The sequence below is a fragment of the Streptomyces sp. enrichment culture genome, from assembly GCF_964272855.1.
Taxonomy (GTDB): domain Bacteria; phylum Actinomycetota; class Actinomycetes; order Streptomycetales; family Streptomycetaceae; genus Streptomyces.
The window spans coordinates 6,411,988-6,435,437 of the sequence record NZ_OZ186847.1 but is presented as its reverse complement, the minus strand read 5'-3'; the positions used below and the strand labels follow the sequence as shown (position 1 = coordinate 6,435,437).

General features: G+C 72.7%; 22 protein-coding genes. 12 read left to right on the top strand and 10 right to left on the bottom strand.

Annotation, left to right across the window (positions count from 1 at the left end):
- Positions 1 to 139: 139 nt before the first annotated feature.
- The 4 genes from ACSU6L_RS28460 to ACSU6L_RS28445 all read right to left on the bottom strand — a co-directional run bounded on the left by ACSU6L_RS28460 (position 140) and on the right by ACSU6L_RS28445 (position 6,066).
- On the bottom strand, positions 140 to 2,167 hold the full coding sequence (locus ACSU6L_RS28460; RefSeq protein ID WP_437061312.1) for a TerD family protein: 2,028 nt from the start codon (positions 2,165 to 2,167) through the stop codon (positions 140 to 142).
- A gap of 55 nt (positions 2,168 to 2,222) precedes the next feature.
- On the bottom strand, positions 2,223 to 2,801 hold the full coding sequence (locus ACSU6L_RS28455) for a TerD family protein (RefSeq protein WP_073942382.1): 579 nt from the start codon (positions 2,799 to 2,801) through the stop codon (positions 2,223 to 2,225).
- Positions 2,802 to 3,001: 200 nt separating this feature from the next.
- Entirely contained in the window at positions 3,002 to 5,158 is a 2,157-nt protein-coding gene (uvrB, locus tag ACSU6L_RS28450; RefSeq protein WP_437061310.1) for an excinuclease ABC subunit UvrB, read from the bottom strand.
- Positions 5,159 to 5,199: 41 nt separating this feature from the next.
- Positions 5,200 to 6,066, bottom strand: a complete 867-nt coding sequence (locus tag ACSU6L_RS28445; protein WP_437061308.1) for an MHYT domain-containing protein — start codon at positions 6,064 to 6,066, stop codon at positions 5,200 to 5,202.
- Between the two features lie 279 nt (positions 6,067 to 6,345).
- On the opposite strand from ACSU6L_RS28445, the gene ACSU6L_RS28440 reads away from it, so the two are divergent.
- The 4 genes from ACSU6L_RS28440 to ACSU6L_RS28425 all read left to right on the top strand — a co-directional run bounded on the left by ACSU6L_RS28440 (position 6,346) and on the right by ACSU6L_RS28425 (position 9,857).
- Entirely contained in the window at positions 6,346 to 7,224 is an 879-nt protein-coding gene (locus ACSU6L_RS28440) for a glycerophosphodiester phosphodiesterase (RefSeq protein ID WP_437061306.1), read from the top strand.
- Between the two features lie 51 nt (positions 7,225 to 7,275).
- A complete protein-coding gene (locus ACSU6L_RS28435; RefSeq protein ID WP_365512227.1) occupies positions 7,276 to 7,830 on the top strand; it encodes a methylated-DNA--[protein]-cysteine S-methyltransferase in 555 nt (184 codons plus the stop codon).
- Between the two features lie 147 nt (positions 7,831 to 7,977).
- Positions 7,978 to 8,886 carry a pseudouridine-5'-phosphate glycosidase gene (locus ACSU6L_RS28430; protein WP_437061304.1) on the top strand — a complete coding sequence of 303 codons (909 nt, stop codon included), beginning with the start codon at positions 7,978 to 7,980 and terminating at the stop codon, positions 8,884 to 8,886.
- Complete coding sequence (locus ACSU6L_RS28425) at positions 8,883 to 9,857, top strand: carbohydrate kinase family protein (protein WP_437061302.1); 975 nt, start codon at positions 8,883 to 8,885, stop codon at positions 9,855 to 9,857. Before ACSU6L_RS28430 ends, ACSU6L_RS28425 begins: the two co-directional genes overlap by 4 nt.
- A gap of 38 nt (positions 9,858 to 9,895) precedes the next feature.
- On the opposite strand, the gene ACSU6L_RS28420 is transcribed toward ACSU6L_RS28425, so the two are convergent.
- Positions 9,896 to 10,693, bottom strand: coding sequence for a methyltransferase domain-containing protein (locus ACSU6L_RS28420; protein ID WP_437061300.1), 798 nt, complete (start codon positions 10,691 to 10,693; stop codon positions 9,896 to 9,898).
- Between the two features lie 193 nt (positions 10,694 to 10,886).
- On the opposite strand from ACSU6L_RS28420, the gene ACSU6L_RS28415 reads away from it, so the two are divergent.
- Positions 10,887 to 12,014, top strand: a complete 1,128-nt coding sequence (locus tag ACSU6L_RS28415; RefSeq protein WP_437061298.1) for a magnesium and cobalt transport protein CorA — start codon at positions 10,887 to 10,889, stop codon at positions 12,012 to 12,014.
- A gap of 79 nt (positions 12,015 to 12,093) precedes the next feature.
- Here the strand turns inward: ACSU6L_RS28415 and ACSU6L_RS28410 are convergent, their stop codons facing one another.
- Together ACSU6L_RS28410 and ACSU6L_RS28405 are read right to left on the bottom strand one after the other, a co-directional pair.
- Complete coding sequence (locus tag ACSU6L_RS28410) at positions 12,094 to 12,513, bottom strand: CBS domain-containing protein (RefSeq protein ID WP_073942391.1); 420 nt, start codon at positions 12,511 to 12,513, stop codon at positions 12,094 to 12,096.
- A gap of 151 nt (positions 12,514 to 12,664) precedes the next feature.
- Positions 12,665 to 13,306: a uridine kinase gene (locus ACSU6L_RS28405; protein WP_437061296.1), complete on the bottom strand. Its 642-nt coding sequence runs from the start codon at positions 13,304 to 13,306 to the stop codon at positions 12,665 to 12,667.
- A 151-nt stretch (positions 13,307 to 13,457) separates the two neighbouring features.
- Between ACSU6L_RS28405 and ACSU6L_RS28400 the strand changes: the two genes are divergently transcribed.
- The 3 genes from ACSU6L_RS28400 to ACSU6L_RS28390 all read left to right on the top strand — a co-directional run bounded on the left by ACSU6L_RS28400 (position 13,458) and on the right by ACSU6L_RS28390 (position 16,551).
- The gene (locus tag ACSU6L_RS28400; RefSeq protein WP_437061294.1) at positions 13,458 to 14,165 is read left to right on the top strand and encodes a DUF2293 domain-containing protein; all 708 of its coding nucleotides are present in this window, start codon (positions 13,458 to 13,460) and stop codon (positions 14,163 to 14,165) included.
- A gap of 223 nt (positions 14,166 to 14,388) precedes the next feature.
- On the top strand, positions 14,389 to 14,868 hold the full coding sequence (locus ACSU6L_RS28395) for a DUF1772 domain-containing protein (RefSeq protein WP_437061292.1): 480 nt from the start codon (positions 14,389 to 14,391) through the stop codon (positions 14,866 to 14,868).
- 195 nt (positions 14,869 to 15,063) lie between these two features.
- The gene (locus ACSU6L_RS28390; protein WP_437061290.1) at positions 15,064 to 16,551 is read left to right on the top strand and encodes a glutamate synthase subunit beta; all 1,488 of its coding nucleotides are present in this window, start codon (positions 15,064 to 15,066) and stop codon (positions 16,549 to 16,551) included.
- A gap of 76 nt (positions 16,552 to 16,627) precedes the next feature.
- Here ACSU6L_RS28390 and ACSU6L_RS28385 read toward each other — a convergent pair whose 3' ends face one another.
- Positions 16,628 to 17,116, bottom strand: a complete 489-nt coding sequence (locus ACSU6L_RS28385) for a carboxymuconolactone decarboxylase family protein (RefSeq protein ID WP_437065098.1) — start codon at positions 17,114 to 17,116, stop codon at positions 16,628 to 16,630.
- A gap of 89 nt (positions 17,117 to 17,205) precedes the next feature.
- Here ACSU6L_RS28385 and ACSU6L_RS28380 point away from each other — a divergent pair, with 89 nt between their 5' ends.
- Complete coding sequence (locus ACSU6L_RS28380) at positions 17,206 to 18,642, top strand: PLP-dependent aminotransferase family protein (RefSeq protein WP_437061288.1); 1,437 nt, start codon at positions 17,206 to 17,208, stop codon at positions 18,640 to 18,642.
- Positions 18,643 to 18,796: 154 nt separating this feature from the next.
- Here ACSU6L_RS28380 and ACSU6L_RS28375 read toward each other — a convergent pair whose 3' ends face one another.
- Positions 18,797 to 19,072, bottom strand: a complete 276-nt coding sequence (locus ACSU6L_RS28375) for a DUF397 domain-containing protein (protein ID WP_073942397.1) — start codon at positions 19,070 to 19,072, stop codon at positions 18,797 to 18,799.
- The gene (locus ACSU6L_RS28370; protein ID WP_437061286.1) at positions 19,073 to 19,933 is read right to left on the bottom strand and encodes a helix-turn-helix domain-containing protein; all 861 of its coding nucleotides are present in this window, start codon (positions 19,931 to 19,933) and stop codon (positions 19,073 to 19,075) included.
- Positions 19,934 to 20,187: 254 nt separating this feature from the next.
- Between ACSU6L_RS28370 and ACSU6L_RS28365 the strand changes: the two genes are divergently transcribed.
- From ACSU6L_RS28365 to ACSU6L_RS28355, 3 genes are all read left to right on the top strand, one after another.
- Positions 20,188 to 20,835: an ATP-binding protein gene (locus ACSU6L_RS28365; RefSeq protein WP_437061284.1), complete on the top strand. Its 648-nt coding sequence runs from the start codon at positions 20,188 to 20,190 to the stop codon at positions 20,833 to 20,835.
- A 5-nt stretch (positions 20,836 to 20,840) separates the two neighbouring features.
- Positions 20,841 to 21,260 carry a hypothetical protein gene (locus ACSU6L_RS28360; RefSeq protein WP_437065096.1) on the top strand — a complete coding sequence of 140 codons (420 nt, stop codon included), beginning with the start codon at positions 20,841 to 20,843 and terminating at the stop codon, positions 21,258 to 21,260.
- 298 nt (positions 21,261 to 21,558) lie between these two features.
- Positions 21,559 to 23,421: an ABC transporter ATP-binding protein gene (locus tag ACSU6L_RS28355; RefSeq protein WP_437065094.1), complete on the top strand. Its 1,863-nt coding sequence runs from the start codon at positions 21,559 to 21,561 to the stop codon at positions 23,419 to 23,421.
- The last annotated feature ends 29 nt before the right edge of the window (positions 23,422 to 23,450 follow it).

Sequence of the window (23,450 nt, the reverse complement as noted above, 5' to 3'; positions counted from 1 at the left end):
GCAGCAGACAGGGAGTACTCCCCTCCGTGCGGAAAAGAGTACCCCAATCACCAAGGAAAGGTAAAGCGATTGGTAAAGGGAAAGGTAAATGACCAGGTCAGGCCGCTTTACTAAGGCTTGGCCCAGTACTGGGTGAGGGTCATGGGCGCCAGGCTCGGCGAGCCGCCGCGACCTGGGTGAGCACCTGCTGGAGCACCTGGCTGCCGGGCGGCACGAGCGGCGGCTCGTACGTCCAGGCGTGCCCGACCCACGGGTCGGCGAGGTGGTCGTCCGGCACCGGCGTCAGCCGCAGCAGCGAGCGCCACAGCGGATCGAGCAGCGGGCCGTACCCCGCGGCGTCCTCGCGGTCCGCGACCATCATCAGGTGGACGCCGACGTCGGGGCCCTCGTCCGCGAGGTACCGCAGCTGTGTGACGGCCCGGTCGTCGAAGCCGTGCGGGAAGTCGTTGACCACCAGCAGGTGGCGGGAGGTGTCGAAGCCCGGCGGGAGCGAGTCGGCGGCACCGCCGCGCACCGCCATCTGCACCAGGTCGACCCGCTGGGTCAGCCGGGACAGCACGTCCGCCACCCCCGCGGCGCCCAGCGCGGGCGGCGCCGCGAGGACGCCGGTCTGCACCAGCGGTGCCAGTGCCTGCGCGCCGGACCCGGCCGGGTCGATGACGTAGACGGTGAACTCGCCCGCCGGGTGGACGGCGAGCAGCCGGGCCGTGTGCGCCACCGCCGACTCCATCGCCAGGCGGCGCGACTCGTGCGTGTCGGTGAACGAGCCGTCGAGCGATCCCGCGCGCCCGCTGTCGATCCACAGACCGCGCTCCAGCGGCAGCCGGACCAGCATCGGGATGCGCAGCCGGGCGCACTCCGGCAGGTGCAGGTCGCCGAGGCGCACGGCCATCGGCAGTTCCATCGGCACCTGGTAGCCGTGCCAGACCGGGTTGTCCCAGCCCGCGTACGCCGACGGCAGCGCGGGTTCGACGACGTCCGCCTCCGCGGTGAGCTGGGCGAGGTCCCGGTCGAGGGCCTGGCGGGCCTGGTCGACGAGCTGGGAATGCTTGGCGCGGGCCGCCTCCCGGGCGGCGTCGGCCTGTCCGCCGATGCGGCTGCGCGGGTCGGAGAGGACCTGTTCGAGTTCCTTCTCCATGCGCGAGTCGGCGAAGTCGACGGCGCTGCGGTAGGCCGCCGTGGTGCGGGCCAGGTCCTCGAACATGCCCCACACCTGGTTGTAGAGCCGCTCGTCCATCGACCAGCCGGTCGCGTCGCCCGCGACGGGGTGCGCCGGCTGGCCGGGCGCCGCCGGGGGCGCGGTCGGTGGGGGCGGGGGCGGGGCGGCGTTCTGCCGGCGCGGGTGGTGGTAGTTGACCGGGCCGCCTGCGGTGGGCACGGACGGCTGGGTGACGGCGGACGGGTCCGCCGGGGCGGGGCCCGATCCGTACCCGGACGGGTCCGCCGGGGCCGGGTCCGCGCCGTAGCCCGGCAGGGAGCCGGTGGCCCTCTGAGTGCCCGGTGTGCCGTAGGGCGATCCGCCGCCGGCTTCCGGGCCGAGGGTGGGGGTGGCGGGCTGCCGGGTGCGGTCGCCGTCCGCCGTACGCGGCGGGGGCGCCGCCACCGAGCGGGCCATGCCCTGGGCCACCGCGTCGTTGATGACGGCGGCGAGGCCGTGGGCCTCGGGGAGGCTCTGGTCGGCGAAGAGGTCGGCGAGACCGCCCGCGTAGCCCTGGCCGACCGCGCGCACCTTCCAGGCGCCCTGCCGGCGGTAGAGCTCCAGGGCGACGACGGCCGTCTCGGCCTCCAGGCCGGTGAGGGTGAAGGTGGCTATCTCGGCGCCGTCGAGGCCGGTGACCGCGACGAAGGGTGCGGCGACGGCACCGAAGCGGCCGGGGCCGCCCGCGGTGCCGACGGGAAGGGAGAGCAGCACGTGAACCCGGTGCACGGCGTCCGGCATGGCGTCCAGGTCCACGGCGAGGCGGTGGTCGGCCGCCGCCTGGCGGGAGACCTCCAGGCCGGGCAGCGTGGGTGCGCCCGGGTGGGCCACCCCTTCCACGCCGTGGACCTTGCCGTTCTCGTCGCCGAGAGTGGCCGCGGCCACGATCGGCGTGCCGGCCGAGACCCTGATCTCCAGACGGGCCTGGGAGAGCGGGTGGTTCTGCCCCCGCACCAGCTCGGCCGTCATCGCCTTGTCCCCCTGTTGTCGCCGTGTAGGTGTGGTGTGCCGGACGCCGGCCGGGTCAGAGCAGCGGCAGGATGGCCGGCATCAGGTCCTGGAAGGTGCGGCCGTTGGCCGGGTTGCCGAGGGCGGTCATCGACCAGCCGGCGCCCGCGCGGTGCACCTTCGCCATGATCTGGGCCGTGTAGGCGCCGCCGCCCGCGAGGGTGTAGCGGGCCAGCTCCTGGCCGTTGGTCTCGTCGACCAGGCGGCAGAACGCGTTCTGCACCTCCTGGAAGGTCTGGCCCGTGAAGGAGTTCACGGTGAAGACGATCTGGTCGATGTGGACCGGGAGGCGCTGCAGGTCGACGAGGATCGCCTCGTCGTCGCCGCCCTGGCCGACACCGCCGACGAGGTTGTCGCCGGTGTGGCGGACCGAGCCGTCGTCGCTCACCAGGTGGCGGAAGAAGACGACGTCGACCGGCTGCTTGTCCGCGAACAGGACGGCGGAGGCGTCGAGGTCGATCTCGCGGGTGCGCGAGCCGAACAGGCCGCGTCGCGGGGCCGCCTGCCAGCCGAGACCCATGCGCACCGCGGTCAGGCTGCCGCCGTCGTTCTTCTGCAGACTGATGGCCTGACCCTTGGTCATGTTGACGGTCACGCGCTGATTCCCCTCTCGAACAGTCCCCTGTTGCCGCGGTGTCCGCGGTTGACCTGAACACTACGCAGGGGCACTGACAGTGCCGTACCCCGGCCCGGACTTTGTGTCGGTCTTGCAACACAGCGCAGCCGGTGGCGGGGCCTGCGGGGCTGCCGGGGCGCCGGTTCCGGGAGCGGAGGGCCGGCGCCCGCGCGGAGCCGTCAGGACAGGCCCGCCTCCTTCATCTGGCGCAGTTCCTTCTTCATCTCGGAGACCTCGTCGCGCAGTCGGGCCGCGATCTCGAACTGGAGGTCCGCGGCGGCGGCCCGCATGCGGGCGGTCAGCTCCTCGATCTGCTCGGCGAGTTCGGCCGCCGGACGGTCGGTCGGCACCGTCTCCCTGGCCTTGCCCTTGGCCGGCTTGGCGGCCTTGGTGGCCTTCGCGCCCTTGACCCCGTGCGCGGCGAGCGAGGGGACCGGGGCCTTGGTGCCGCGGCCGTCCTTCTTGGCCCGGTAGCCGGTGCCGAGCAGCTGCTCGGTGTCGACCTCCTCGCGGGCGATCTGAGCGACGATGTCGTTGATCTTCTTGCGCAGCGGCTGCGGGTCGATGCCGTTCGCCTTGTTGTAGGCGATCTGCTTCTCCCGGCGGCGGTTGGTCTCGTCGATGGCCTTCTCCATCGCCGGGGTGATCTTGTCCGCGTACATGTGGACCTGGCCCGAGACGTTGCGCGCCGCGCGGCCGATGGTCTGGATCAGGGAGGTGCCGGAGCGCAGGAAGCCCTCCTTGTCGGCGTCGAGGATCGCCACCAGGGACACCTCGGGCAGGTCGAGGCCCTCACGCAGCAGGTTGATGCCGACCAGGACGTCGAACTCGCCGGCCCGCAGCTCGCGGAGCAGTTCGACGCGGCGCAGGGTGTCGACGTCGCTGTGCAGATAGCGGACGTGGATGCCCATTTCCAGGAAGTAGTCGGTCAGGTCCTCGGCCATCTTCTTGGTGAGGGTGGTGACCAGGACTCGCTCGTCGCGCTCGACGCGGGTGCGGATCTCGTGCACCAGGTCGTCGATCTGACCCTCGGTCGGCTTGACGACGACCTCCGGGTCGACGAGGCCGGTCGGGCGGATGATCTGCTCGACGACGCCGTCCGCGCGGGACAGCTCGTAGGTGCCCGGGGTCGCGGAGAGATAGACGGTCTGGCCGATGCGCTCCTGGAACTCCTCCCACTTCAGGGGGCGGTTGTCCAGCGCGGAGGGCAGCCGGAAGCCGTGGTCGACGAGGGTGCGCTTGCGGGAGGCGTCACCCTCGTACATGGCGCCGATCTGCGGCACGGTGACGTGCGACTCGTCGATGACGAGGAGGAAGTCCTCAGGGAAGTAGTCCAGCAGCGTGTTGGGCGGGGAGCCGGGCGAGCGGCCGTCGAAGTGCATCGAGTAGTTCTCGACGCCGGAGCAGGTGCCGATCTGGCGGAGCATCTCCAGGTCGTAGGTGGTGCGCATGCGCAGCCGCTGGGCCTCCAGGAGCTTGCCCTGCTTCTCCAGATCGGTCAGCCGCTCGGCGAGCTCCTTCTCGATGTCGTTGACCGCGCGCTCCATGCGCTCGGGGCCGGCGACGTAGTGGGAGGCCGGGAAGACGTAGAGCTGCCGGTCGTCGCTGACGATCTCGCCGGTGATCGGGTGGAGCGTGGACAGGGCCTCGATCTCGTCGCCGAACATCTCGATGCGGACGGCCAGCTCCTCGTAGACCGGGAAGATCTCGATGGTGTCGCCGCGGACCCGGAAGGTGCCTCGGGTGAAGGCCATGTCATTGCGCGTGTACTGGATGTCGACGAAGCGGCGCAGCAGCTGGTCGCGGTCGATCTCGTCGCCCACCCGGAGGGGCACCATGCGGTCCACGTACTCCTGGGGCGTGCCGAGGCCGTAGATGCACGAGACCGAGGCGACCACGACGACGTCACGCCGGGTGAGCAGCGAGTTGGTCGCGGAGTGGCGCAGGCGCTCGACCTCCTCGTTGATCGAGGAGTCCTTCTCGATGTAGGTGTCCGACTGCGGGACGTAGGCCTCGGGCTGGTAGTAGTCGTAGTACGAGACGAAGTACTCGACGGCGTTGTTCGGCAGCAGCTCGCGGAACTCGTTCGCCAGCTGGGCGGCCAGGGTCTTGTTCGGCGCCATGACCAGCGTGGGGCGCTGGAGCTTCTCGATCATCCACGCGGTGGTGGCGGACTTGCCGGTGCCGGTCGCGCCGAGCAGCACGACGTCCTTCTCACCGGCTTCGACACGCCGGGCGAGGTCGGCGATGGCCGCCGGCTGGTCGCCGTTCGGCTGGTAGGGGCTGACGACCTCGAAGGGCGCCACCGTACGTTCGATCTGGGAAACGGGCCGCATGCCATCCACCGTACGACCCGCCACTGACAACGGGCTCGGGATCAGTGGTTCTGCGGCGTGCGGGCCCGGCGGCCGGCCGGCCGGCGGCGGGCGCGGAGCGGGAAGCGGATGTGCTGATGGCGGCCGGGGACGTGGGCCGGGACGCCCGGCTTGTTCTCCGGCCGGGGCCAGTCGGGCTTGCCCATGACCATCAGCGGGTCGAACAGAACGACGACGCCCGCGAGGCCGAGGAAGGCCAGCGGGCCGATCAGCATGGGGGCGAGCAGGGCGGCGGGCGAGTCGCCGGCGGTGGGGGCGGCGGTGCCGTGGACGTGGACGCTGAGCGCGGCCATGCCGGTGTAGTGCATGCCGCTGACCGCGAGGCCCATGACGAGGCTGGCGCCGATGCTCCACAGGAACCCTCTGACCTGCCCGGCGGCCCAGAGGGCGGCGGTCGCGGCGGCCATGGCTATGACGACCGAGGCGGAGACGGTGAGGGTGTTGTACTCCAGCTGCCCGTTCAGCCGCATCCCGGCCATGCCCAGGTAGTGCATCGAGGCCACGCCCAGACCGGTGATCGTGCCGCCGGTGAACAGCGCGGCCCCGCGGGCGCCCCGGTAGCCGACGATGAAGATCCCGACGCCCACCATGACGATGGCGACGGCCAGGCTGGCGTACGTGGTGGGCTTGTCGTAGTGGATCGGCGCCTCCTCGACCGTGAACCCCATCATCGCGATGAAGTGCATGGTCCAGATGCCGGAGCCGATGGCCGCGGACCCGAGGGCGAGCCAGCCGGGGCGCCAGGACCCGGCCACCAGCATGGATCTGGTGGTGCAGCGCAGGCCGAGGGCACCGCCGAGGCAGGCCATGAGATAGGCCGCCAGCGGGGTGACGAGGCCGTAGCTGAATCCGTCGACCGTGCCTTGCATGCGCGGTAGCCCTTCGCCCTCTTCCGTCCCGGAATTCCCTGAAATGACGCCCCTTCCCAGGACCGCCCGAGCGGTCAGGGTTGAGGCAGAGAGTATGACTCCCACCGGAATGGTCGAACGACTTTCCGGCAAAGAAACACGCCCCCGCCGCAGATGTGCGGTCCCGGTGAGCGGCTTCCGGTAAACCCGTTCCATCTGTGGTCATCGTGTACCCACCTCACGTTGACCCTCTGCTGTCAGAGTTGAGCTGACCGTGATCGCTCTACGCGAGGAGTACGCATGCACCCGCGCGCAGCCGCCGCCGCGACCACCGCGCTCCTGGGCGCCGCAGCCCTGCTGGTACCGGCCCCGCACCACCGCGCGGAGGCCGCGGTGGCCGAGCGGCCCGCCGTCATCGCCCACCGGGGGGCCTCGGCGTACGCCCCGGAGAACACCCTGGCCGCCGTCGACAAGGCCGCCGAGCTGGGCGTCGAATGGGTCGAGAACGACGTCCAGCGCACCAGGGACGGCGAACTCGTGGTGATCCACGACGACAGCCTGCAGCGCACCACCGACGCCGAGGCGGTCTTCCCCGGCCGGGCTCCCTGGAAGGTGAAGGACTTCACCGCCGCCGAGATCGCCCGCCTGGACGCCGGGAGCTGGTTCGACCCCGCGTACGCGGGCGCGCGCGTGCCGACACTGAAGGAGTATCTGCACCGCGTGGAGTCCCATCACCAGAAGCTGCTCCTGGAGATCAAGAAGCCGGAGCTGTACCCGGGCATCGAGCAGGACACGCTCAAGGTCCTCGCCAACGAGGGCTGGCTCGACCAGCAGCACGAGACGGACCGGCTCGTGCTGCAGAGCTTCAGCGCGGACAGCCTGCGGACCGTCCACGAGCTGCGCCCCGGCGTCCGGACGGGCTTCCTCGGGACACCGCCGGTGGCGATGCTCCCGCGATACGCACGGTTCCTGGACCAGATCAACCCCCCGTACACCAGCGTCCACACCGGTTACGTCCTCACCGTGCACGCCTTCACCGGGGCGCACGGCCAGAAGCTCCGGGTGTCCGCCTGGACCGTCGACTCCGCGGACACCGCCCGGACCGTCGCCTCGTACGGAGTGGACGGCATCATCACCAACAGGCCCGACCTGGTTCGGGATGCGCTGGGCGGCGAGTGACTTCCGGCCGGCGGGCGGGCGTTGTCAGTGGCGGGCCGTACGGTGGGTCGCATGAGCAGCGATGGGCAGTACGAGCAGCAGGTGGTGTGGACCGTCGTCGGTACCGACATCGGTCCCCTGCTGCTGGCCGCGACCCGTGACGGCCTGGTCAACGTCGTCTTCCATGCCACGGACGCCGTACGCGACAGGGCCCTGGACCGGCTCGCCGCCCGGCTGGGCACCGAGCCCGTCGAGGCTCCCGGCTCCCCGCTGCTCGCCGAGGCGATACGCCAGGTCGAGGACTACCTCACCGGCGCGCGGCACGACTTCGACCTGCCGCTGGACTGGTCACTGATCTCGGGCTTCAACCGGCAGGTGCTCCGCGAGCTGGCCCTGGGCGTGCCGTACGGCACGGTCGTGGGCTACGGCGATCTGGCCGACCGGGTCGGGCAGCCCGGCGCGGCGCAGGCGGTGGGCGCGGCGATGGGCGCCAATCCGCTGCCCGTCGTCGTGCCGTGTCACCGGGTCGTCGAGCGCGACGGCGGGATCGGTGGGTTCGGTGGCGGCCTGGAGACCAAGCGGAAGCTGCTGGCCCTGGAGGGCGTGCTGCCGGAGCCGCTGTTCTGAGGCCCGCTCTTCTGAGGCTCACTGTTCTGAGGCTCGTTGTTCTGAGGCTCGCTTCGAACTGGTGGCGTCTGGCACGGGCCGCGCGCGTTTGAGCGGGGCCGCCGCCCGCCAGGGATGAGGGAGGACCGGCGGACAGGAGGCAGTCGTATGACGCTGGTGGTGTCGGAAGAGGTGCGGGAGGCGGTCGCCGCACGCCGCCCGGTGGTGGCCCTGGAGTCCACGATCATCGCTCATGGACTGCCTCGCCCGCGCAATCTGCAGGTGGCGCTGGAGCTTGAGGAGGCGGTACGCCGCGAAGGGGCCGTCCCCGCGACGATCGCCGTCCTGGACGGGCGGCCGCACGTCGGCCTCGACAAGGAGCAGGTGGAGCGGATAGCCAACGAGGAGGGGATCCGCAAGCTGGGGCACCGGGACCTGCCGCTCGCCGTGGCCTTGGGGGCGAGCGGGGCGACGACGGTGTCCGCGACGGCGCTGCTCGCGAACCGGGCCGGTGTGCGGGTGTTCGCCACGGGCGGGCTCGGCGGCGTCCATCGGCAGTGGACGGTGACCCAGGACGAGTCGGCCGACCTCGGGCTGCTGGCCCGCACCCGGATCACGGTGGTGTGCGCGGGGGTCAAGTCGATCCTGGACGTACCGGCGACGCTGCAGCGGCTGGAGACCCTGGGCGTGGCGGTCGCCGGGTACGGCACGGACCGGTTCCCCGGCTTCTACCTATCCGACTCCGGCCACCCGGTGGACTGGACGCTGGACAGCCCGGAGCAGGTCGCGCGGGTGATGCGGGCTCAGGACACGCTCGGCACACCGGAGTCCGCGCTGATCGTGGCCAACCCGGTGCCGCGGGCGGAGCAGCTGGATCCCGAGCTGCACGCACGCGTGCTGGCCGACGCGCTGCGCGCCTGCGAGGAGGAGGGCGTCAGCGGTCAGGCGGTCACGCCGTTCCTGCTGGACTATCTGGTGCGGCACACCGACGGCGCCTCCCTGAGCGCCAATCTCGCGGCGGTGCGGGGCAACGTACGGCTGGCGGGCCGGATCGCGGCGGCCTGGGCCGGGGCGTGAGCGGGGCGGGGGGAACGGCGGGGGCACGGTCTCCCGGAGACGGCGCGCTGCCGGACGGCGCGCTGCTGGTCGTCGGCGACGTGATCACGGATGTCGTCGCCCGGCACAGCGGGCCGTTGGCGCCGGGCACGGACACGGCCGCCGCGGTCCGTACCGTGCCCGGCGGCGCGGGCGCCAATGTGGCCTGCTGGGCCGCTCGTTCCGGGAACGCTCAGGTGCGTCTGCTCGGGCGGGTCGGGGCGGAGTCGGCCGCCTGGCACGAGCGGGAACTGGCGGCCTGCGGGGTGCGTGCGCGGCTCGTCGTCGATCCCCAGGCGCCGACCGGCACGGTGATCTGCCTGGTCGACACGGGTGCGGCGGCCGAGCGGACGTTCCTCACCGACAGCGGGGCGTCACTGCGGCTCGACCCCGGCGACTGGTCGGACACGCTGCTCGACGGTGTCGCACGGCTGCATCTGTCGGGCTATCTGCTGTTCTCCGAACCGAGCCGGGCACTGGTGGCGGTGGCCATGGCGGCGGCACGCGCGCGTGGCGTGCCGGTGAGCCTGGATCCGGCGTCGGCCGGCTTCCTGAAGGACCTGGGCGTGGACCGGTTCCTCACGCTCGTCGACGGGGTGGACGTCCTGCTGCCCAGCCGTGACGAGGCCTGCCTGCTCACCGGCCTGAGCGACGCTGCGGCCGCCGCGGCCGAGCTGAGCCGGCGCATCCCGCTGGTGGTGGTCAAGCAGGGTCCAGACGGCGCGCTGCTGGCCCGGTCCGGCGCCGTTACCGCTCACGTTCCCGCCGTACCGGTGACGCCCCGGGACACCACGGGCGCCGGGGACGCCTTCACGGGAGCGTTCCTCGCGGCCCTGCTGGCGGGCGCCCACCCCGAGGCGGCAGCGGAAGCGGGCTGCGCGGCGGGAGCTCGGGCGGTCGAGGGGGTGGGAGGCAGACCGCCGGGACGCGGGGACCGTTCTGCAGGGGGCTGATCCCGGTCCATAGGGGGCTGATCCCGGCGCCTCACGCCTCACACCTTGCGCCGCCCCCACGCCGAGATCATCGGCGGCGCCGCCAGGTCCATCGCGCCGGCGGCGACGTTTCGGAGGTGGCGGTCGATGTCGTAGGCGTCGGCGAGGCCCTCGCGGATCAGCTCGTCGCGGATCTGATGGATCGTCGACGCCTCCAGCGAGGCGCACGCCGGTGAGGTGACGGGGAAGTACGCGTCGGCCTCGACGCGACGCAGACCGGCCGCGCGGAGCAGGCGCGGCAGGCCGCGGCCGTAGGCGAGGTCGGCGCCGCGATGGGCGAGGAGCTGGCGCAGCGCCTCCCGCATCCGGTTCGCCAGCTGCTGCTCGGGGCCGTACTCGTCGGGGCAGACCAGTGGCTGGAGGGCGAGGTCGACGTCCTCGACGAGCAGCCGGCCGCCGGGGCGCAGGGCCTCGACCATCGCGCGCAGCGCCTTCGCGCAGTCGGGCACCTGGGCGAGCACCAGCCGGGCGTGGACGAGGTCGAACCCGTCCCCCGGCGGCCCGTCGACGCTCACGTCGTGGACGCGTACCTCGACCGGCGGGCGGGAGGGCGACGCCGCCCAGGAGGGGTCGGGGTCGGTCGCGAGGACCTTGCCGGTCGGACCGACGCGCTTGGCCAGCCAGGAGACGATGGTGGTACCGCCCGCGCCGACCTCCCAGCAGCGCCAGCCGGGCCCGACGCCGAGCGCCTCGAAGTGCCGGAACGTCGTGGGGTCGAACAGGGCGGCGAGGGCGGCGGAGCGCTCGGCCGACCCGGACTGCCGGTGATCGCGGAGATTCCCGTCGGTTAGCGTCATGCCGCGATCATCCCAGTTGCCCGACTTGCCGGGAGTGGTCGACGCTCCGACGGCACCGAAGTCCCGTTGTCCACAGGCGGGAACAAAGCGGAACCCGCGCCGCCCACAGCCTTTTCCGCTGTTCTCGCCGTCCTGGCACACTGGCGCGACAGGCGCGGGAACGCGACGTGAGGATCCACGCGAGGAGATCCAGATGTCCATGGCAGGGAATCTGCGGAAGGTGACGAGCCTCGGCCGGGTCGGCGGCCTCCGCAAGGTGGCGGGGCTGGCGCGGCGACGCCGGCGTGTCGACCTGAGCCACCCGGCCCGCTCCCCGCTCGGCTCCTCCGTCGTGAACTGCGTGGCGTACGAGGAGGGTGCCCGGCTCCCGGTCGGCGGCGACCTGGTCGACGCCGTGGAACGGGTCCGCAAGAGCGGTGACGGTTTCGTCTGGCTCGGGCTGCACGAGCCGACGGTGCAGGAGTTCGCGGGTATCGCCGAACTGTTCGACCTGCATCCGCTGGCCGTGGAGGACGCCATCGAGGCGCACCAGCGCCCGAAGGTGGAGCGGTACGGCGAGACGCTGTTCGCCGTGTTCAAGACGGTCTGCTACGTCGATCACGAGGAGCTGACGGCCACCAGCGAGGTGGTGGACACCGGCGAGATCATGGTGTTCGTCGGCCGGGACTTCGCGATCACGGTGCGGCACGGCCGGCACGGCTCGCTGGGCCCGCTGCGCGAAGAGCTGGAGTCCCAGCCGGGCCAGCTCGCCAAGGGCCCGTCGGCGGTGCTGCACGCGATCGCGGACAACGTCGTCGACGACTACCTCAACGTCATCGAAGCGGTCCAGGCCGACATCGACCAGGTCGAGACGGACGTCTTCGCGGAGAACGGCGCCCGTGCCGACCCGGGCCGTATCTACCAGCTCAAACGGGAGTTGCTGGAACTGAAGCGGGCGGTGGTCCCGCTCGGACGGCCGCTGCTCGATCTCGCCGCCCGGCCGATACGGGTGGTCGACCCGGAGATACAGGCGTACTTCCGTGACGTCTCCGACCACCAGCTGCGCGCCGCCGAGCAGATCGCCGCCTTCGACGAACTGCTGAACTCGATCCTCCAGGCCCACCTCGCCCAGGTCACGGTCGCCCAGAACGAGGACATGCGGAAGATCACGGCGTGGGCGGCGATCGTCGCCGTGCCGACGATGGTGTGCGGGGTCTACGGCATGAACTTCGACCACATGCCGGAGCTGCACTGGCGGTACGGCTACGGCATGGTCATCGGCGTCATATCGGTGGCCTGTCTGGTGCTGTACCGGGGCTTCCGGCGCAACGGCTGGCTCTGAGGCGTGCCGCGGCGCACCGGCGCCGACGGGACGGATCGCGCGCCGGCGCCGGACGCGGCGGGGTCACCGGGGCGGGTCGTCAGCCCCTGGCGTAGACCTGCTCGGCCCACTCCGCGATCTGGTTCTCCGGCAGGTTCCGGACCAGGTCGGCCTCGCTGATCATGCCGACGAGGCGCTTGTTCTCTATGACGGGCAGCCGGCGGATCCGGTGGTCCTCCATCTCCTGGAGCGCGTCCCTGATGTCGGCGTTCGCGTCGATCCAGCGCGGGGTGCCCTGGGCCATCTCGCCCGCGGTGACCTTGGACGGGTCGTGGCCCATCGCCACACAGCCGACGACGATGTCGCGGTCGGTGAGGATGCCGCACATCCGTTCGTTCTCGTCGCTGATGGGCAGGGCTCCGACGCCCAGTTCACGCATCAGCTGGGCGGCGCGGTCCAGGGTCTCGTGAGCGGGGATCCACTGTGCGCCGCGGTGCATGATGTCTCCGGCAGTGGTCATGAAGTACCTCCCGATGCCGGACGGCCGGCGCGGCGCGGGGGGGCACCGCTAGTCCCGGCGCCCTTAATTCTCGCCGTGCCCCACGGCCCCCGCACCCGGAGTCAGGCCCTGGCCAGCGCCTGCCGGGCCGGATAGGTGCGGGTGCGGGCGCTCAGCCCCGCCAGGCCGGTCGCCGTGGGTCGTCCGCGCGCACCAGGACGTCGGCGGTGCCGGCGGGGTCGGTCTCCTCGTCGTAGCGCTCGAAGGCGGGCAGCGTCCAGTGGTCGGCGTCGGGGGTGCGGCGGCGCAGGGCACCCGGCGAGAGCAGGAGGTGAACGGTCAGGTCGAAGGGGAACCAGTGCCGCAGCAGGAGGGGGCCGTGCAGCAACAGCAGACCGTCGGGAGGGAGTTGGACGTAGGGGCTGCGGGTGGCGCGGTCGGTGACCGGGTCCCGGAGGTCGGGCAGGACCCGGCCGTCACCGCCCGGTTCGAGCGGGCCGAAGACCTCCCGCCACAGCGCTCCGGTGTCGAACCAGCCGTCGTAGTAGGCGTCCACGTCGCGGTGGCCGTGTTCGAGCCGGAGCGAGGCGGGGCGCAGGAAGCCTTCCGTGCCCACGACCAGGGAGGGCCTGCCGCGCAGGCGCAGCGCCTCGTGGACCCGCGCGGCGAGGTCTCCAGGGCGGGCCGCCGGGGCGCCGTCGAAGGCGATGCGCGGCCAGGGGCTGCCGTCGCCGGGCTTCAGGTCGAGCAGCCGCTCGGCCAGGAGATCGCCGAGCCGGTCCCAGGTGATCGCTTCGAGTCGCACATGGCCCATGATGCGTCAGCGGGCGGTCGGGACGTGTCTCGTAGTTGGCTCGGCGGGCGGCGGCGGACGCCGGCGGCTGCGCGCCCGGGCCGTCCGTGGCCCGGGTGGGGCGGGCGGCGCGGCGGCGTAGCTCCCCGGGCTCCGCGGGCATGAACCGGGTATGGCCGCACCCTTGAGTCCCCAGACCTTCCGGACGCCTGAGGGCCTTCTCGCCGTCCAGCCGCTGAAGCGCAAGCGCTGTGCCGCGTGCCGCCGCGGGCCGCTGCCGCTGCTCGTCCTGGAGGAGGGGGTGCCGCGCTGTCTCGACTGTGCCGACCTCGGGCATCTGGTGTTCCTGCCGCGCGGCGACACGGCCCTGACCCGCCGGGCACGCGAGGAGAGCGGGCTGTCGGTGGTGGTCATACGGTTCAACCGGCGCAGGGGGCGCTACGAGCGGCAGGGCGTGCTGGTGGAGGCGGCGGGGCTGGCCCGGGCCGAGCAGCGGTGCCTGGCGGACGCGGAGGTGCGGCGCCGGCGGCGGATGCGGGACGCGCAGCGGCGGGCGGAGCAGGACGTGCGGTTCGCGGAGGCGTTCGCCGCGGAGATACGGCGGCTGTTCCCGGGCTGCCCGGCCGGGCGGGCGCGGGAGATCGCCGCGCACGCCTCGGTACGGGGCAGCAGCCGGGTCGGCAGGAGTGCGGCGGGGCGGGCGTTGTCCGAGGGGGCGGTGATCTCGGCGGTCGTGGCCTCCGTACGGCATGTGGACACGCCGTACGACGACCTCCTGATGAGCGGGGTGCCCCGGCACGAGGCGCGGAGGCGGATCTCGGCGGCCGTGGAGAGCGTGCTGCGGGGCTGGCAGGACGAGGGGGCCGAAGCGGTCGGCTGAGGGCGGGCGCGGAGGCGGTCGGATGAGGGCGGGCGCGGGGCCGGGCGTCCGCGGCGGATCGGTGGACGCGCTCGCCGGTGTGCGGAATCGCTGGACGCTCGCTTATGGGTGTGCGGCGCTCGGGCATGGCTCGGTGGCGCGGACACGGCTTGGCTGGGGGTGACGGCAGGGCGGGGCACGACAGCAGGTCGGGGCGCCGGCCGGACGGGGAGACGAGGGCGACATGATCGAGGGTCCGTATTTCGTGCTGACGGTGCTGGGGGTGCTCGGCACCGGCCTGGTGGCCGGGGTCTTCTGCGCCTTCTCCACCTTCGTGATGCGCGGTCTCGCCGCCCTGCCGCCCGCGCAGGGCGTCGCCGCGATGCAGGCGGTGAACGTGGCGGCGGTGCGGCCGGCCTTCATGAGCGTCTTCCTCGGGTCGGCGGTGCTGTGCGCGGTGATCGCGGTGGTGACGTTCGTGCTGTGGCCGGACGCGGGCACGGTGGAGCTGCTGGCCGGCAGCGCGCTGTACCTCGTGGGTTCCCTCGGCGTCACGGTGGTCGCCAACGTGCCGCGCAACGAGGCACTGCGGCGGCTGGATCCGGGCACTCCGGAGGCCGCCGCGTACTGGGCGTCGTACGTGCGCCGGTGGACGGCGTGGAACCACGTCCGCACGGTCGCCTCGGCCGCCGCCGCACTCGCGTACGTGCTCGCGCTGACCTGACGGCCCCGGCGGCTTGGAAGCGCTCTCCGCCCCCGCTCTCCGACCCCTCTGCGGACAGGGCGAACGGGACGTATCGTGGCCGGAAGAGTGCCGCCGAGGACGCACGGCCGTCGAGGGCACGCGCGAGGAACACGCGAGACCCGCGCCTGCCACATGGAACGTGGAACGTACGCCAGCAAGCGTAGGGAGACGGCCATGGCCGATCCCAAGGGATTCATGACCACGCCTCGCCGGGAGTGGCCCCGCCGGCCCGTGGACGAGCGCGTGCGGGACTGGAACGAGGTGTACGTCCCGGGGGCGCTGCTGCCGATCATCAGCGAGCAGGCCGACCGCTGCATGGACTGCGGCGTCCCGTTCTGCCACCACGCCTGCCCGTTGGGCAATCTCATCCCCGAGTGGAACGACCTGGTCTCCCGGGAGGACTGGCGGGCGGCGGCGGACCGGCTGCACGCCACGAACAACTTCCCCGAGTTCACGGGCCGGTTGTGCCCGGCGCCGTGCGAGGCGGGCTGTGTGCTGGCCATCAACCAGCCGGCCGTGACGATCAAGAACGTGGAGTGCGCGATCGCCGACCGCGCCTGGGAGGAGGGGTGCGCCGCGCCCCGGCCCCCGGACCGGCTGTCCGGGCACACGGTCGCGGTGATCGGCTCGGGGCCCACCGGGCTCGCCGCGGCCCAGCAGCTGACCCGCGCGGGGCACACGGTCGCCGTCTACGAGAGGGACGACCGGCTCGGCGGGCTGATGCGGTACGGCATCCCCGAGTTCAAGATGGAGAAGCACCACCTTGAGCGGCGGCTGGAGCAGATGCGGGCCGAGGGGACGAAGTTCCGCACCTCGACGGAGGCCGGGCGGGACATCGACACGGCGGAGCTGCGGTCGCGCTACGACGCCGTGGTGATCGCCACCGGTGCCACGGCGTGGCGGGAACTCCCGGTGCCGGGGCGCGAGTTGACCGGGGTACACCAGGCCATGGAGTACCTGCCGCTGGCCAACCGGGTGTGCGAGGGGGACATCGCGGTGTCCCCGCTGTCCGCCGCCGGAAAGCACGTGGTGATCGTCGGGGGCGGCGACACCGGCGCGGACTGTCTGGGCACCGCGGTACGGGAAGGCGCCGCGTCCGTGACCCAGCTGGACATCTACGCCCAGCCGGGCACCGAGCGCGACGACGACACCGAGCCCTGGCCGACGTACCCGCGGATCTACCGGCTGTCGGCCGCCCACGAGGAGGCGGGCGAGCTGCGTACGGCACCGGCGGCGGACGCCGACGCCCGGCTGTTCGCGGCGTCGACGCTGCGGTTCACCGGCGACGCGGACGGGCATGTGCGCACGCTCCACCTCGTCGAGGTGGACGCGGAGCGCCGGCCGCTGCCCGGGTCCGGCCGCTCGCTCCCCGCCGACCTGGTGCTGCTCGCGCTCGGCTTCTCCGGGCCGGACCGCGCGGACGGGCTCATCGATCAGCTGGGCCTGGAACTCGAGCCGCGCGGCACGATCGCCCGGGACGGCGGCTTCGCGACCAACGTGCCCGGCGTGTTCGCCGCCGGGGACGCCGCGCGGGGCCAGTCGCTGATCGTGTGGGCCATCGCGGAGGGGCGGGCGGTGGCCGCGGCCGTCGACCGCTGTCTGACCGGCAGCTCCCGGCTGCCTGCGCCGATCGGGCCGTACGACCGGCCGATGAGCGTGTAGCCGGGCCGCCCGATGCGTGTGGGGCGCCGGGGCGGGCCTGCCGGTGAGCGTCGGGTGGCCGCGGCCCGCTGCGGCTTCAGCGGCGGCGCTCGTCCGTGCCCGCGCGCTTCGCCGTGGCCAGGGCCACCCGGTTCCAGGTGTTGATCGCGAGGATGAGGGCCAGGACCTGGCCCAGTTCCTCCTCGTCGAAGTGGGCCGCGGCTTCGGCGTAGACATCGTCCGGGACACCCTGGCCGGCCACCAGCGTCACCGCCTCCGTCAGGGCGAGAGCGGCCTGTTCCCGCTCGGTGAAGAAGTGCCGGGCCTCGCGCCACACGGCGACCATGTGCAGCCGTTCCTCGCTCTCGCCGGCCCGGCGGGCGTCGCTCGTGTGCATGTGGAGGCAGTACGCGCAGTGGTTGAGGTGCGAGGCGCGGATCTGGACGAGTTCGACGAGGGCCGGATCGAGTCCGGCGCGGGCGGCGGCGTCGAAGCCGACGAGCGCGCGGAAGGCCTTCGGGGCGGACCGCGCGAAGTCGAGGCGTGGCGTGTTCGTCGTCGTCGCCTTCCGAGCGTTCGTCGTCATCTCGTGCGTGCTCGTGGTCATGTGCTGCGTGTTCGTCGTCATGTGCTTCAACCTACGGGCCGTAAAGACCCTCTGTAGGGTGCACTTTCATGACGGATTCATGGGTCAATTCGGCGGAGCGGATCGGCGCCGACCTGCATCTGGAGCTGTCGGGGCCGGGCGGGCGGCGGGCCGCGCTGATCAGGGCGCTGCGCGAGGCGGTGCGCGGCGGGCGGCTGGCCCCCGGCACCCGGCTGCCGCCCTACCGTTCACTCGCCGCCGACCTCGGGGTCGCCCGCAACACGGTCGCCGACGCGTACGCCGAGCTGGTCGCCGAGGGCTGGCTGACCGCACGGCAGGGCTCGGGCACCCGGGTGGCCGACCGGGCCGAACCCCTCAGGAGCACCGCGCGGGTCCCCAAAAAGGCACCGCCACTCGCGCGTGGGCCCCGGCACGACCTGCGCCAGGGCACCCCTGACGCGTCGGCGTTTCCGCGCGCGGCGTGGCTCGCGTCCTACCGCCGGGCCCTCCAGCAGGCGCCCAACGAGGTGTTCGGGCCGGGCGATCCCGCCGGACGCCGGGAGCTGCGCGAGGCGCTGACCGAGTACCTGGCACGCGCGCGGGGAGTGCGCACCGAGCCGGACCGCATCGTCATCTGCTCGGGCTTCGCGCACGCGCTGCGCCTGCTGTTCCAGCAGAGCGGCCCCGGCGGCGCGCCCGTGCTGCGCGGCCCGCTGGCCGTCGAGGCGTACGGACTCGGCTTCCACCGCGGTCTGCTGACCTCCGCCGGCGTCCGTACGGTGCCGCTCCCCCTGGACGAGGACGGCGCCCGGGTCGACCGGCTGGGGCGCGAGCGGGGCGTGCTGCTCACCCCGGCGCACCAGTTCCCCACCGGCGGTCCCCTGCATCCCGCCCGGCGTGCCGCCGTCATCGACTGGGCACGCGCGCGTGGAGGGGTGGTTCTGGAGGACGACTACGACGGTGAGTTCCGCTACGACCGCAAGCCCGTCGGCGCCGTCCAGGGCCTCGACCCCGAGCGCGTGATCTACATCGGCTCGGTCAGCAAGAGCCTGTCGCCGGCGCTGCGGCTGGGCTGGATGGTCCTGCCGGAGCGGTACGTCGACGGCGTGCTCGCGGCCAAGGGCGAGCGCGAGGCGTGGGCGAGCGTGCTGGACCAGCTGAGCCTCGCCGACTTCGTCGCCGGGGGGTCGTACGACCGTCATGTACGGCGCATGCGGCAGCGGTACCGGAGCCGCCGGGACCGGCTCGTCGCGGCCCTCGCCGAGCAGGCGCCGCACATCGGGGTCACCGGGGTCGCGGCGGGCCTGCACGCCGTGCTGCGGCTGCCGCCCGGCACCGAACCGTCCGTCGTCAAGGCAGCCGCGTGGCAGGGCATCGCCCTGGACGGCCTGGCCGGGTTCCGGCACCCGTCGGCCGAGGCCGACGGGACGACGACGGACGGACTGGTGGTGGGGTACGCGACACCCTCGGAGCACGCGTACGGGGCGGCGCTGGAGGCACTGTGCGGCGTGCTCCCGCCGCCGTGACGGCAGGAGCGAACGACCGGACCACCAAAATGCGTCAGTTGGACGGGAAGCCAGACGGAAAGCCAGTACGAGAACGATGGAAAGGCGGGTGGGGAAGCATGAAAAGAAGATACAGAAAAGGAATTAACAGACAATCAGCATCAAATGGAGCGATTCACGACAGCAGGAAGTCCGCCACCCCCGCCTTGGCCCCCTCGATGAACGCCGTCATCTCGTCGGTGGTGTAGATCAGCGCCGGCCCGTCGGGGTCGGTCGACTGGCGGACGGCGATCCGGCCGTCGTCGAGCTTCATCGCCTCCAGGCAGTTGCCCCCGTTGCCGCCGCTCCACGGCTTGTGCCAGCCCTCGCTGCCCAACTCCCGCGCGGGCATGCCGTTGTAGATCCGCTCCGCGCGGACCCCCGGCTGGTGCTGGGACGTGATGCGATCCATTCACAGCTCCTTGCGGAGATCCCGCAGGATCTCCTTCGTGCGTTGTGCCGTGGCGGCCTGCGCCGCCATGCGGTCCATGACCTCCAGGTGGGTGGCCACCTCGGCGCGCGCGTCCAGGTAGACGGCGCCGGTCAGGTACTCGCTGTAGACCATGTCCGGCAGTTCGGGCATGGTGAATCGGAACAGCACGAAGGGCCCGTACGTGCCGGGGTGCGGTCCCGTGGAGAACGGGACGACCTGCAGCGTCACATGGGGCAGCTTCGTGGCCTCGAGCAGCTTGTCGATCTGCGCGCGCATCACCTCCGGGCCGCCGACGGGGCGGCGCAAGGCGGTCTCGTCCATCACCATCCACAGCCGTGGGGCGTCCGGACGCGTGAGCAGTTCCTGACGCTGCATGCGCAGCGCGACATGGCGCTCGATGTCCTCGGGACAGGTCTGGCCGACGGCTCCGGAGGTCAGGACCCCGCGCGCGTACTCCTCGGTCTGCAGCAGTCCGGGGACGAAGTGGGGCTCGTAGCTGCGGATGAGGCCGGCGGCGCCCTCCAGGCTGACGTACATCGAGAACCAGCCGGGCAGGATGTCGTGGAAGCGCTGCCACCAGCCCGGCTTGTTGGCCTCCTCGGCCAGCTGCACGAACGCTTCGGCCTCGTCGTCGGGGACGCCGTAGGCCTTCAGGAGGAGTTGGAGGTACGGGATCTTGAGTGCGACCTCGGCGGTCTCCATGCGGCGCACGGTGGCGGGGGCGACGTGGAGGACGCGGGCGGCCTCCTCGCGCTTGAGACCCGCGCGTTCCCGCAGGTCCAGCAGGCGCCGGCCGAGGACGACCTGGCCGACCGTCGGCGCGGACCGCGGCTCGCTCACGCTCCACCTCCAGTCAAGGGTTTCCGTACAGCCCGGCGGCGCCATTCGAAGACCCATTCGAAGGCCCGATCCGGTCGATGTCGATCCTGAACGGGCTGAAATCAGCCACATCCGGACGGCTCAGGCCTTCGGCGATCCCAAGTGGCGCCGCGCGACGTGCTGTTGCGAGCAGTGTGCCATGGCCGTTCAGAGAGTCACACCGCACTCTGCAATTTTCATAGTGACCCTTGCCAAGTGTTCGCGCCGGGGAGATAGTGGCAAGCGTGATTCCGTCCGCGCCCTTAGGAACAGACGCGGCAGCCGGCCGCCCGTTCGGCCCCGGCGCCGCCACGGAAGCCTCCCCCACCGGGGTCGCTGCCGAGCGCCGGTTCCGCTTCGAGCTGGCCGCACACCCGGGCTCTCCCGCGCAGGCCAGACGCCTGACACGGGCCCGACTGACCGGCTGGTCGGTGTGCGAGGACACCTGCGACTCGGCCGCCCTCGTGGTCTCCGAGCTGGTCACCAACGCCATCGTGCACACCGCGAGCGACGTCGTCGTCTGCGAGCTGTACGACGGCGCCGAACTGGTGCGCATAGCCGTGCGCGACCAGGGGTGCGCGCCGGGCGAGCTGTCCCCGTCCCCACAGCGACCCGACGAGGAGCACGGGAGGGGGTTGCTCCTCGTCGACGCCCTGAGCCACTCGTGGGGCGCGCAGGAGCACGGTCCCGGCCTGCTGGTGTGGGCCGAGCTGCCCCGCCAGGCCGAGGCGCCGCGCTCCGACCTCGGCTGGGGCGCCCGCCCCAAGCCGGGCCCGCAGGACGACGCCCCCGGCGAGGAGGACGAGGCGGAGGCGCGGACCCTGCCGGCGGGCGGCGGAGACGCACACGCCTCGGGCCTGGGACTCGGCTGGGGAAGCGTGTGACCGCCCTGTCCGGCGGCAGGCAGGTGCGCAACCTGGACACGCTGGTCCGGTTGGGGCGCGAGCCGCGTACGCCCGGCACGCCCCGTCGGCTGACCGTCCCCGACGGGATGACGGCCCCGCTCGGCTGCGACGCGGTCGCGGTGCCGGCGCGGTTCGGTCCCCAAGTGCTGACCCGGCTGCCGCGTGTGGGATGCGTGTACGCAGACCACACGCACTGGTGGTGGCTGGTCCCGTCCGACTCCGACTACGCCCTGGAATGGCCCGCCCCCGCGCGGTACGCCACAGGCGCGGTCGCCCCCGACGCGCCACGCCTCATCCACCGCCCGGACGGCGAGGTTCCGTACACCCCGCCGATCCCGCTGTACCTCACCCTCTGCCGGCTCACGGACACGACCCCGACGTGGTCGCGCCCGGTCAGCGCCTGAGGGCCGGCTCTCGGCGCACGCCGATGCCGCGGGCCCCGGCCCCCGCCCGCTGCAAGCTCCCCGCCCCGTGCGAGTCCCCGGACCCGGCGCACGTCCGCAGACCCTCGTCCAGCGCACGCCCGCGCACCCCCGCCCCGCCCCGCTGCGCCCTGCCTCACGGCATTCCGCGCCGGAATAGTGACCCTTCGTAGGGCGTCGGGGGAGGCGAACGGTGGGCGGGAAGCGTGACGAGGCGGCCGGGCAGGCGGAGCCGTCCGAATCGGAGCGGCTGCTGTTCGGCGGACCGTTGCGCTACGACATGGGTTGGAACCAGCACGCCGACGCCTTCCTGGAGCTGTCCTTCCGCGCGATGGTCGTGCGGCTGCCCGGCCTGCTGGCGTCCAGTCTGCGGCTGGCCCGGCGGGCCGACGGCCGGGCCGCGCGGACCGTGCTGACCGCCGAGGCCGGCCGGGGCGCTGCCCAGGCGGTGAGCCTGCTGGCGATGAACAGCGTGCTCGGTGACCTGATGGGCGGCGGCCCCATCGAGGACCGTCTGCGGAGCGTGGTCCCGGCACTGGTCACCATGGCCGTCGTACTCCTGGTCGCCGCCCTGCTGCGTGCCGCCTCGACGTACGCCACCGGTCGGCTGGAGCCCAAGGTCGAGCGGGTGGCGACCGAGCTGTATCTGGAGCGGGCCGCGTCCGTGGAACTGGCCGCGATCGAGGACCACGCCTTCCACAAGCTGCTGGACACCGCGCAGTACGGCGCCGACTCCGCCCGCCGGATGATCACGTACGGCACCCGCGTGGTGAACGCCATGATCTCCCTGATCGCGGCGGCCGGCGTGCTGACCGTCCTGCACCCCCTGCTGCTGCCCCTCCTCGTCACCATGACGCTGCCCAGCGCCTGGAGCGCGCTGACGAACGCCCGCCGCCGCTACGAGTCGTTCCACATCTGGGTGCAGCACGCCCGCGCGGGGCACCTGATCAGCGGTCTGCTCACGGAACCGGCCGCGGCCCCGGAGATCCGTGTGCACGGCGTCGGCCCCTTCCTGCTGCGTCACTTCCGGTCGATGTCGGAGGCGGCGGAGGCCGAGCAGGCCCGGCTGGCCCGGCTCGCCGCCCGGACCGGACTGTTCGCGGCGGCCTGGACGGGCCTCGCCGCGGTCGCGACCTACGCGACGCTCGGCGGTCTGCTGCTGGTCGGCGCGATGTCGCTGTCGGTGGCCGGTACGGCCGTGATCGCGATCCGCACCGGCTCCGCGAGCCTGGACTCCCTGGTCCTGGAGGTGAACCTGCTGCACGAGGAGGCCCTGTTCGTGGGCGACCTGGAACGGCTGTACACGGAGGCCGCCGAACGGGCGATCCCGGTCGGCGGCGCGGCCCTGCCCGAGAACCCGCGCGAGATCCGCTTCGAGAACGTCACGTTCAGCTATCCGGGCGACTCCGCCCGCCCCGCCCTCGACGACGTCACCCTCACCCTGCCGCTCGGCCGGATCATCGCCCTGGTCGGCGAGAACGGCTCCGGCAAGACGACCCTGGTGAAGCTGCTCGCCGGGCTGTACACCCCGGACCGGGGCCGGATCCTGTGGGACGGGGTGGACGCGGCGACCGCGGACCGGCACCGGCTGGCGGAGCGGATCGCGATGGTCGCCCAGGACTTCAAGCGCTGGCCGTTCACCGCGCGGGTGAACGTCGCGCTGGGCCGTCCGTCCGCACCGGTGACGGAGGAGCGGCTCACGGCCGCGATCGGCGAGGCCGGCGCCGAGGAGGTGGTCGCGGATCTGCCGCGCGGTCTGGACACCCTGCTGGCCCGTGAGTTCAGCGGCGGGCACGAACTGTCGGGTGGTCAGTGGCAGCGGCTGGGCATCGCCCGCGCGGCGTACCGGCGCGGCGGCATCCTGATCGTCGACGAACCGACGGCGGCCCTGGACGCCCGCGCCGAACTGGAGGTCTTCGAGAAGATCCGCGCGCTGGCCGGGACCGGGCAGACGGTCGTCCTCATCACCCACCGGCTGGCGTCCGTCCGCCACGCGGACCTGGTGCACGTCCTGGAACAGGGCCGGCTGGTGGAGTCCGGCGCACCGGAGGAGCTACTGGCCGGCGGCGGTGTCTACGCGGAGCTGTACGGGCTCCAGGCGCAGCAGTTCGCCGCGCGGGTGCCCGCCCCGAAGGCGGGCTGACCCCACCGGTCACAGGAGGGCCGCACAGA

Excerpts from the sequence above, each read along its gene's own strand:
- ACSU6L_RS28460 (WP_437061312.1), bottom strand. The coding sequence starts at position 2,167 with ATGACGGCCGAGCTGGTGCGGGGGCAGAACCACCCGCTCTCCCAGGCC.
- ACSU6L_RS28415 (WP_437061298.1), top strand. The coding sequence starts at position 10,887 with ATGTCCATGGCAGGGAATCTGCGGAAGGTGACGAGCCTCGGCCGGGTC.
- ACSU6L_RS28385 (WP_437065098.1), bottom strand. The coding sequence starts at position 17,116 with ATGACGACGAACGCTCGGAAGGCGACGACGACGAACACGCCACGCCTC.
- uvrB (WP_437061310.1), bottom strand. The coding sequence starts at position 5,158 with ATGCGGCCCGTTTCCCAGATCGAACGTACGGTGGCGCCCTTCGAGGTC.
- ACSU6L_RS28400 (WP_437061294.1), top strand. The coding sequence starts at position 13,458 with ATGGCCGCACCCTTGAGTCCCCAGACCTTCCGGACGCCTGAGGGCCTT.
- ACSU6L_RS28420 (WP_437061300.1), bottom strand. The coding sequence starts at position 10,693 with ATGACGCTAACCGACGGGAATCTCCGCGATCACCGGCAGTCCGGGTCG.
- ACSU6L_RS28405 (WP_437061296.1), bottom strand. The coding sequence starts at position 13,306 with ATGGGCCATGTGCGACTCGAAGCGATCACCTGGGACCGGCTCGGCGAT.
- ACSU6L_RS28440 (WP_437061306.1), top strand. The coding sequence starts at position 6,346 with ATGCACCCGCGCGCAGCCGCCGCCGCGACCACCGCGCTCCTGGGCGCC.
- ACSU6L_RS28355 (WP_437065094.1), top strand. The coding sequence starts at position 21,559 with ATGGGTTGGAACCAGCACGCCGACGCCTTCCTGGAGCTGTCCTTCCGC.
- ACSU6L_RS28395 (WP_437061292.1), top strand. The coding sequence starts at position 14,389 with ATGATCGAGGGTCCGTATTTCGTGCTGACGGTGCTGGGGGTGCTCGGC.
- ACSU6L_RS28435 (WP_365512227.1), top strand. The coding sequence starts at position 7,276 with ATGAGCAGCGATGGGCAGTACGAGCAGCAGGTGGTGTGGACCGTCGTC.
- ACSU6L_RS28445 (WP_437061308.1), bottom strand. The coding sequence starts at position 6,066 with ATGCAAGGCACGGTCGACGGATTCAGCTACGGCCTCGTCACCCCGCTG.
- ACSU6L_RS28380 (WP_437061288.1), top strand. The coding sequence starts at position 17,206 with ATGACGGATTCATGGGTCAATTCGGCGGAGCGGATCGGCGCCGACCTG.
- ACSU6L_RS28375 (WP_073942397.1), bottom strand. The coding sequence starts at position 19,072 with ATGGATCGCATCACGTCCCAGCACCAGCCGGGGGTCCGCGCGGAGCGG.
- ACSU6L_RS28430 (WP_437061304.1), top strand. The coding sequence starts at position 7,978 with ATGACGCTGGTGGTGTCGGAAGAGGTGCGGGAGGCGGTCGCCGCACGC.
- ACSU6L_RS28390 (WP_437061290.1), top strand. The coding sequence starts at position 15,064 with ATGGCCGATCCCAAGGGATTCATGACCACGCCTCGCCGGGAGTGGCCC.
- ACSU6L_RS28410 (WP_073942391.1), bottom strand. The coding sequence starts at position 12,513 with ATGACCACTGCCGGAGACATCATGCACCGCGGCGCACAGTGGATCCCC.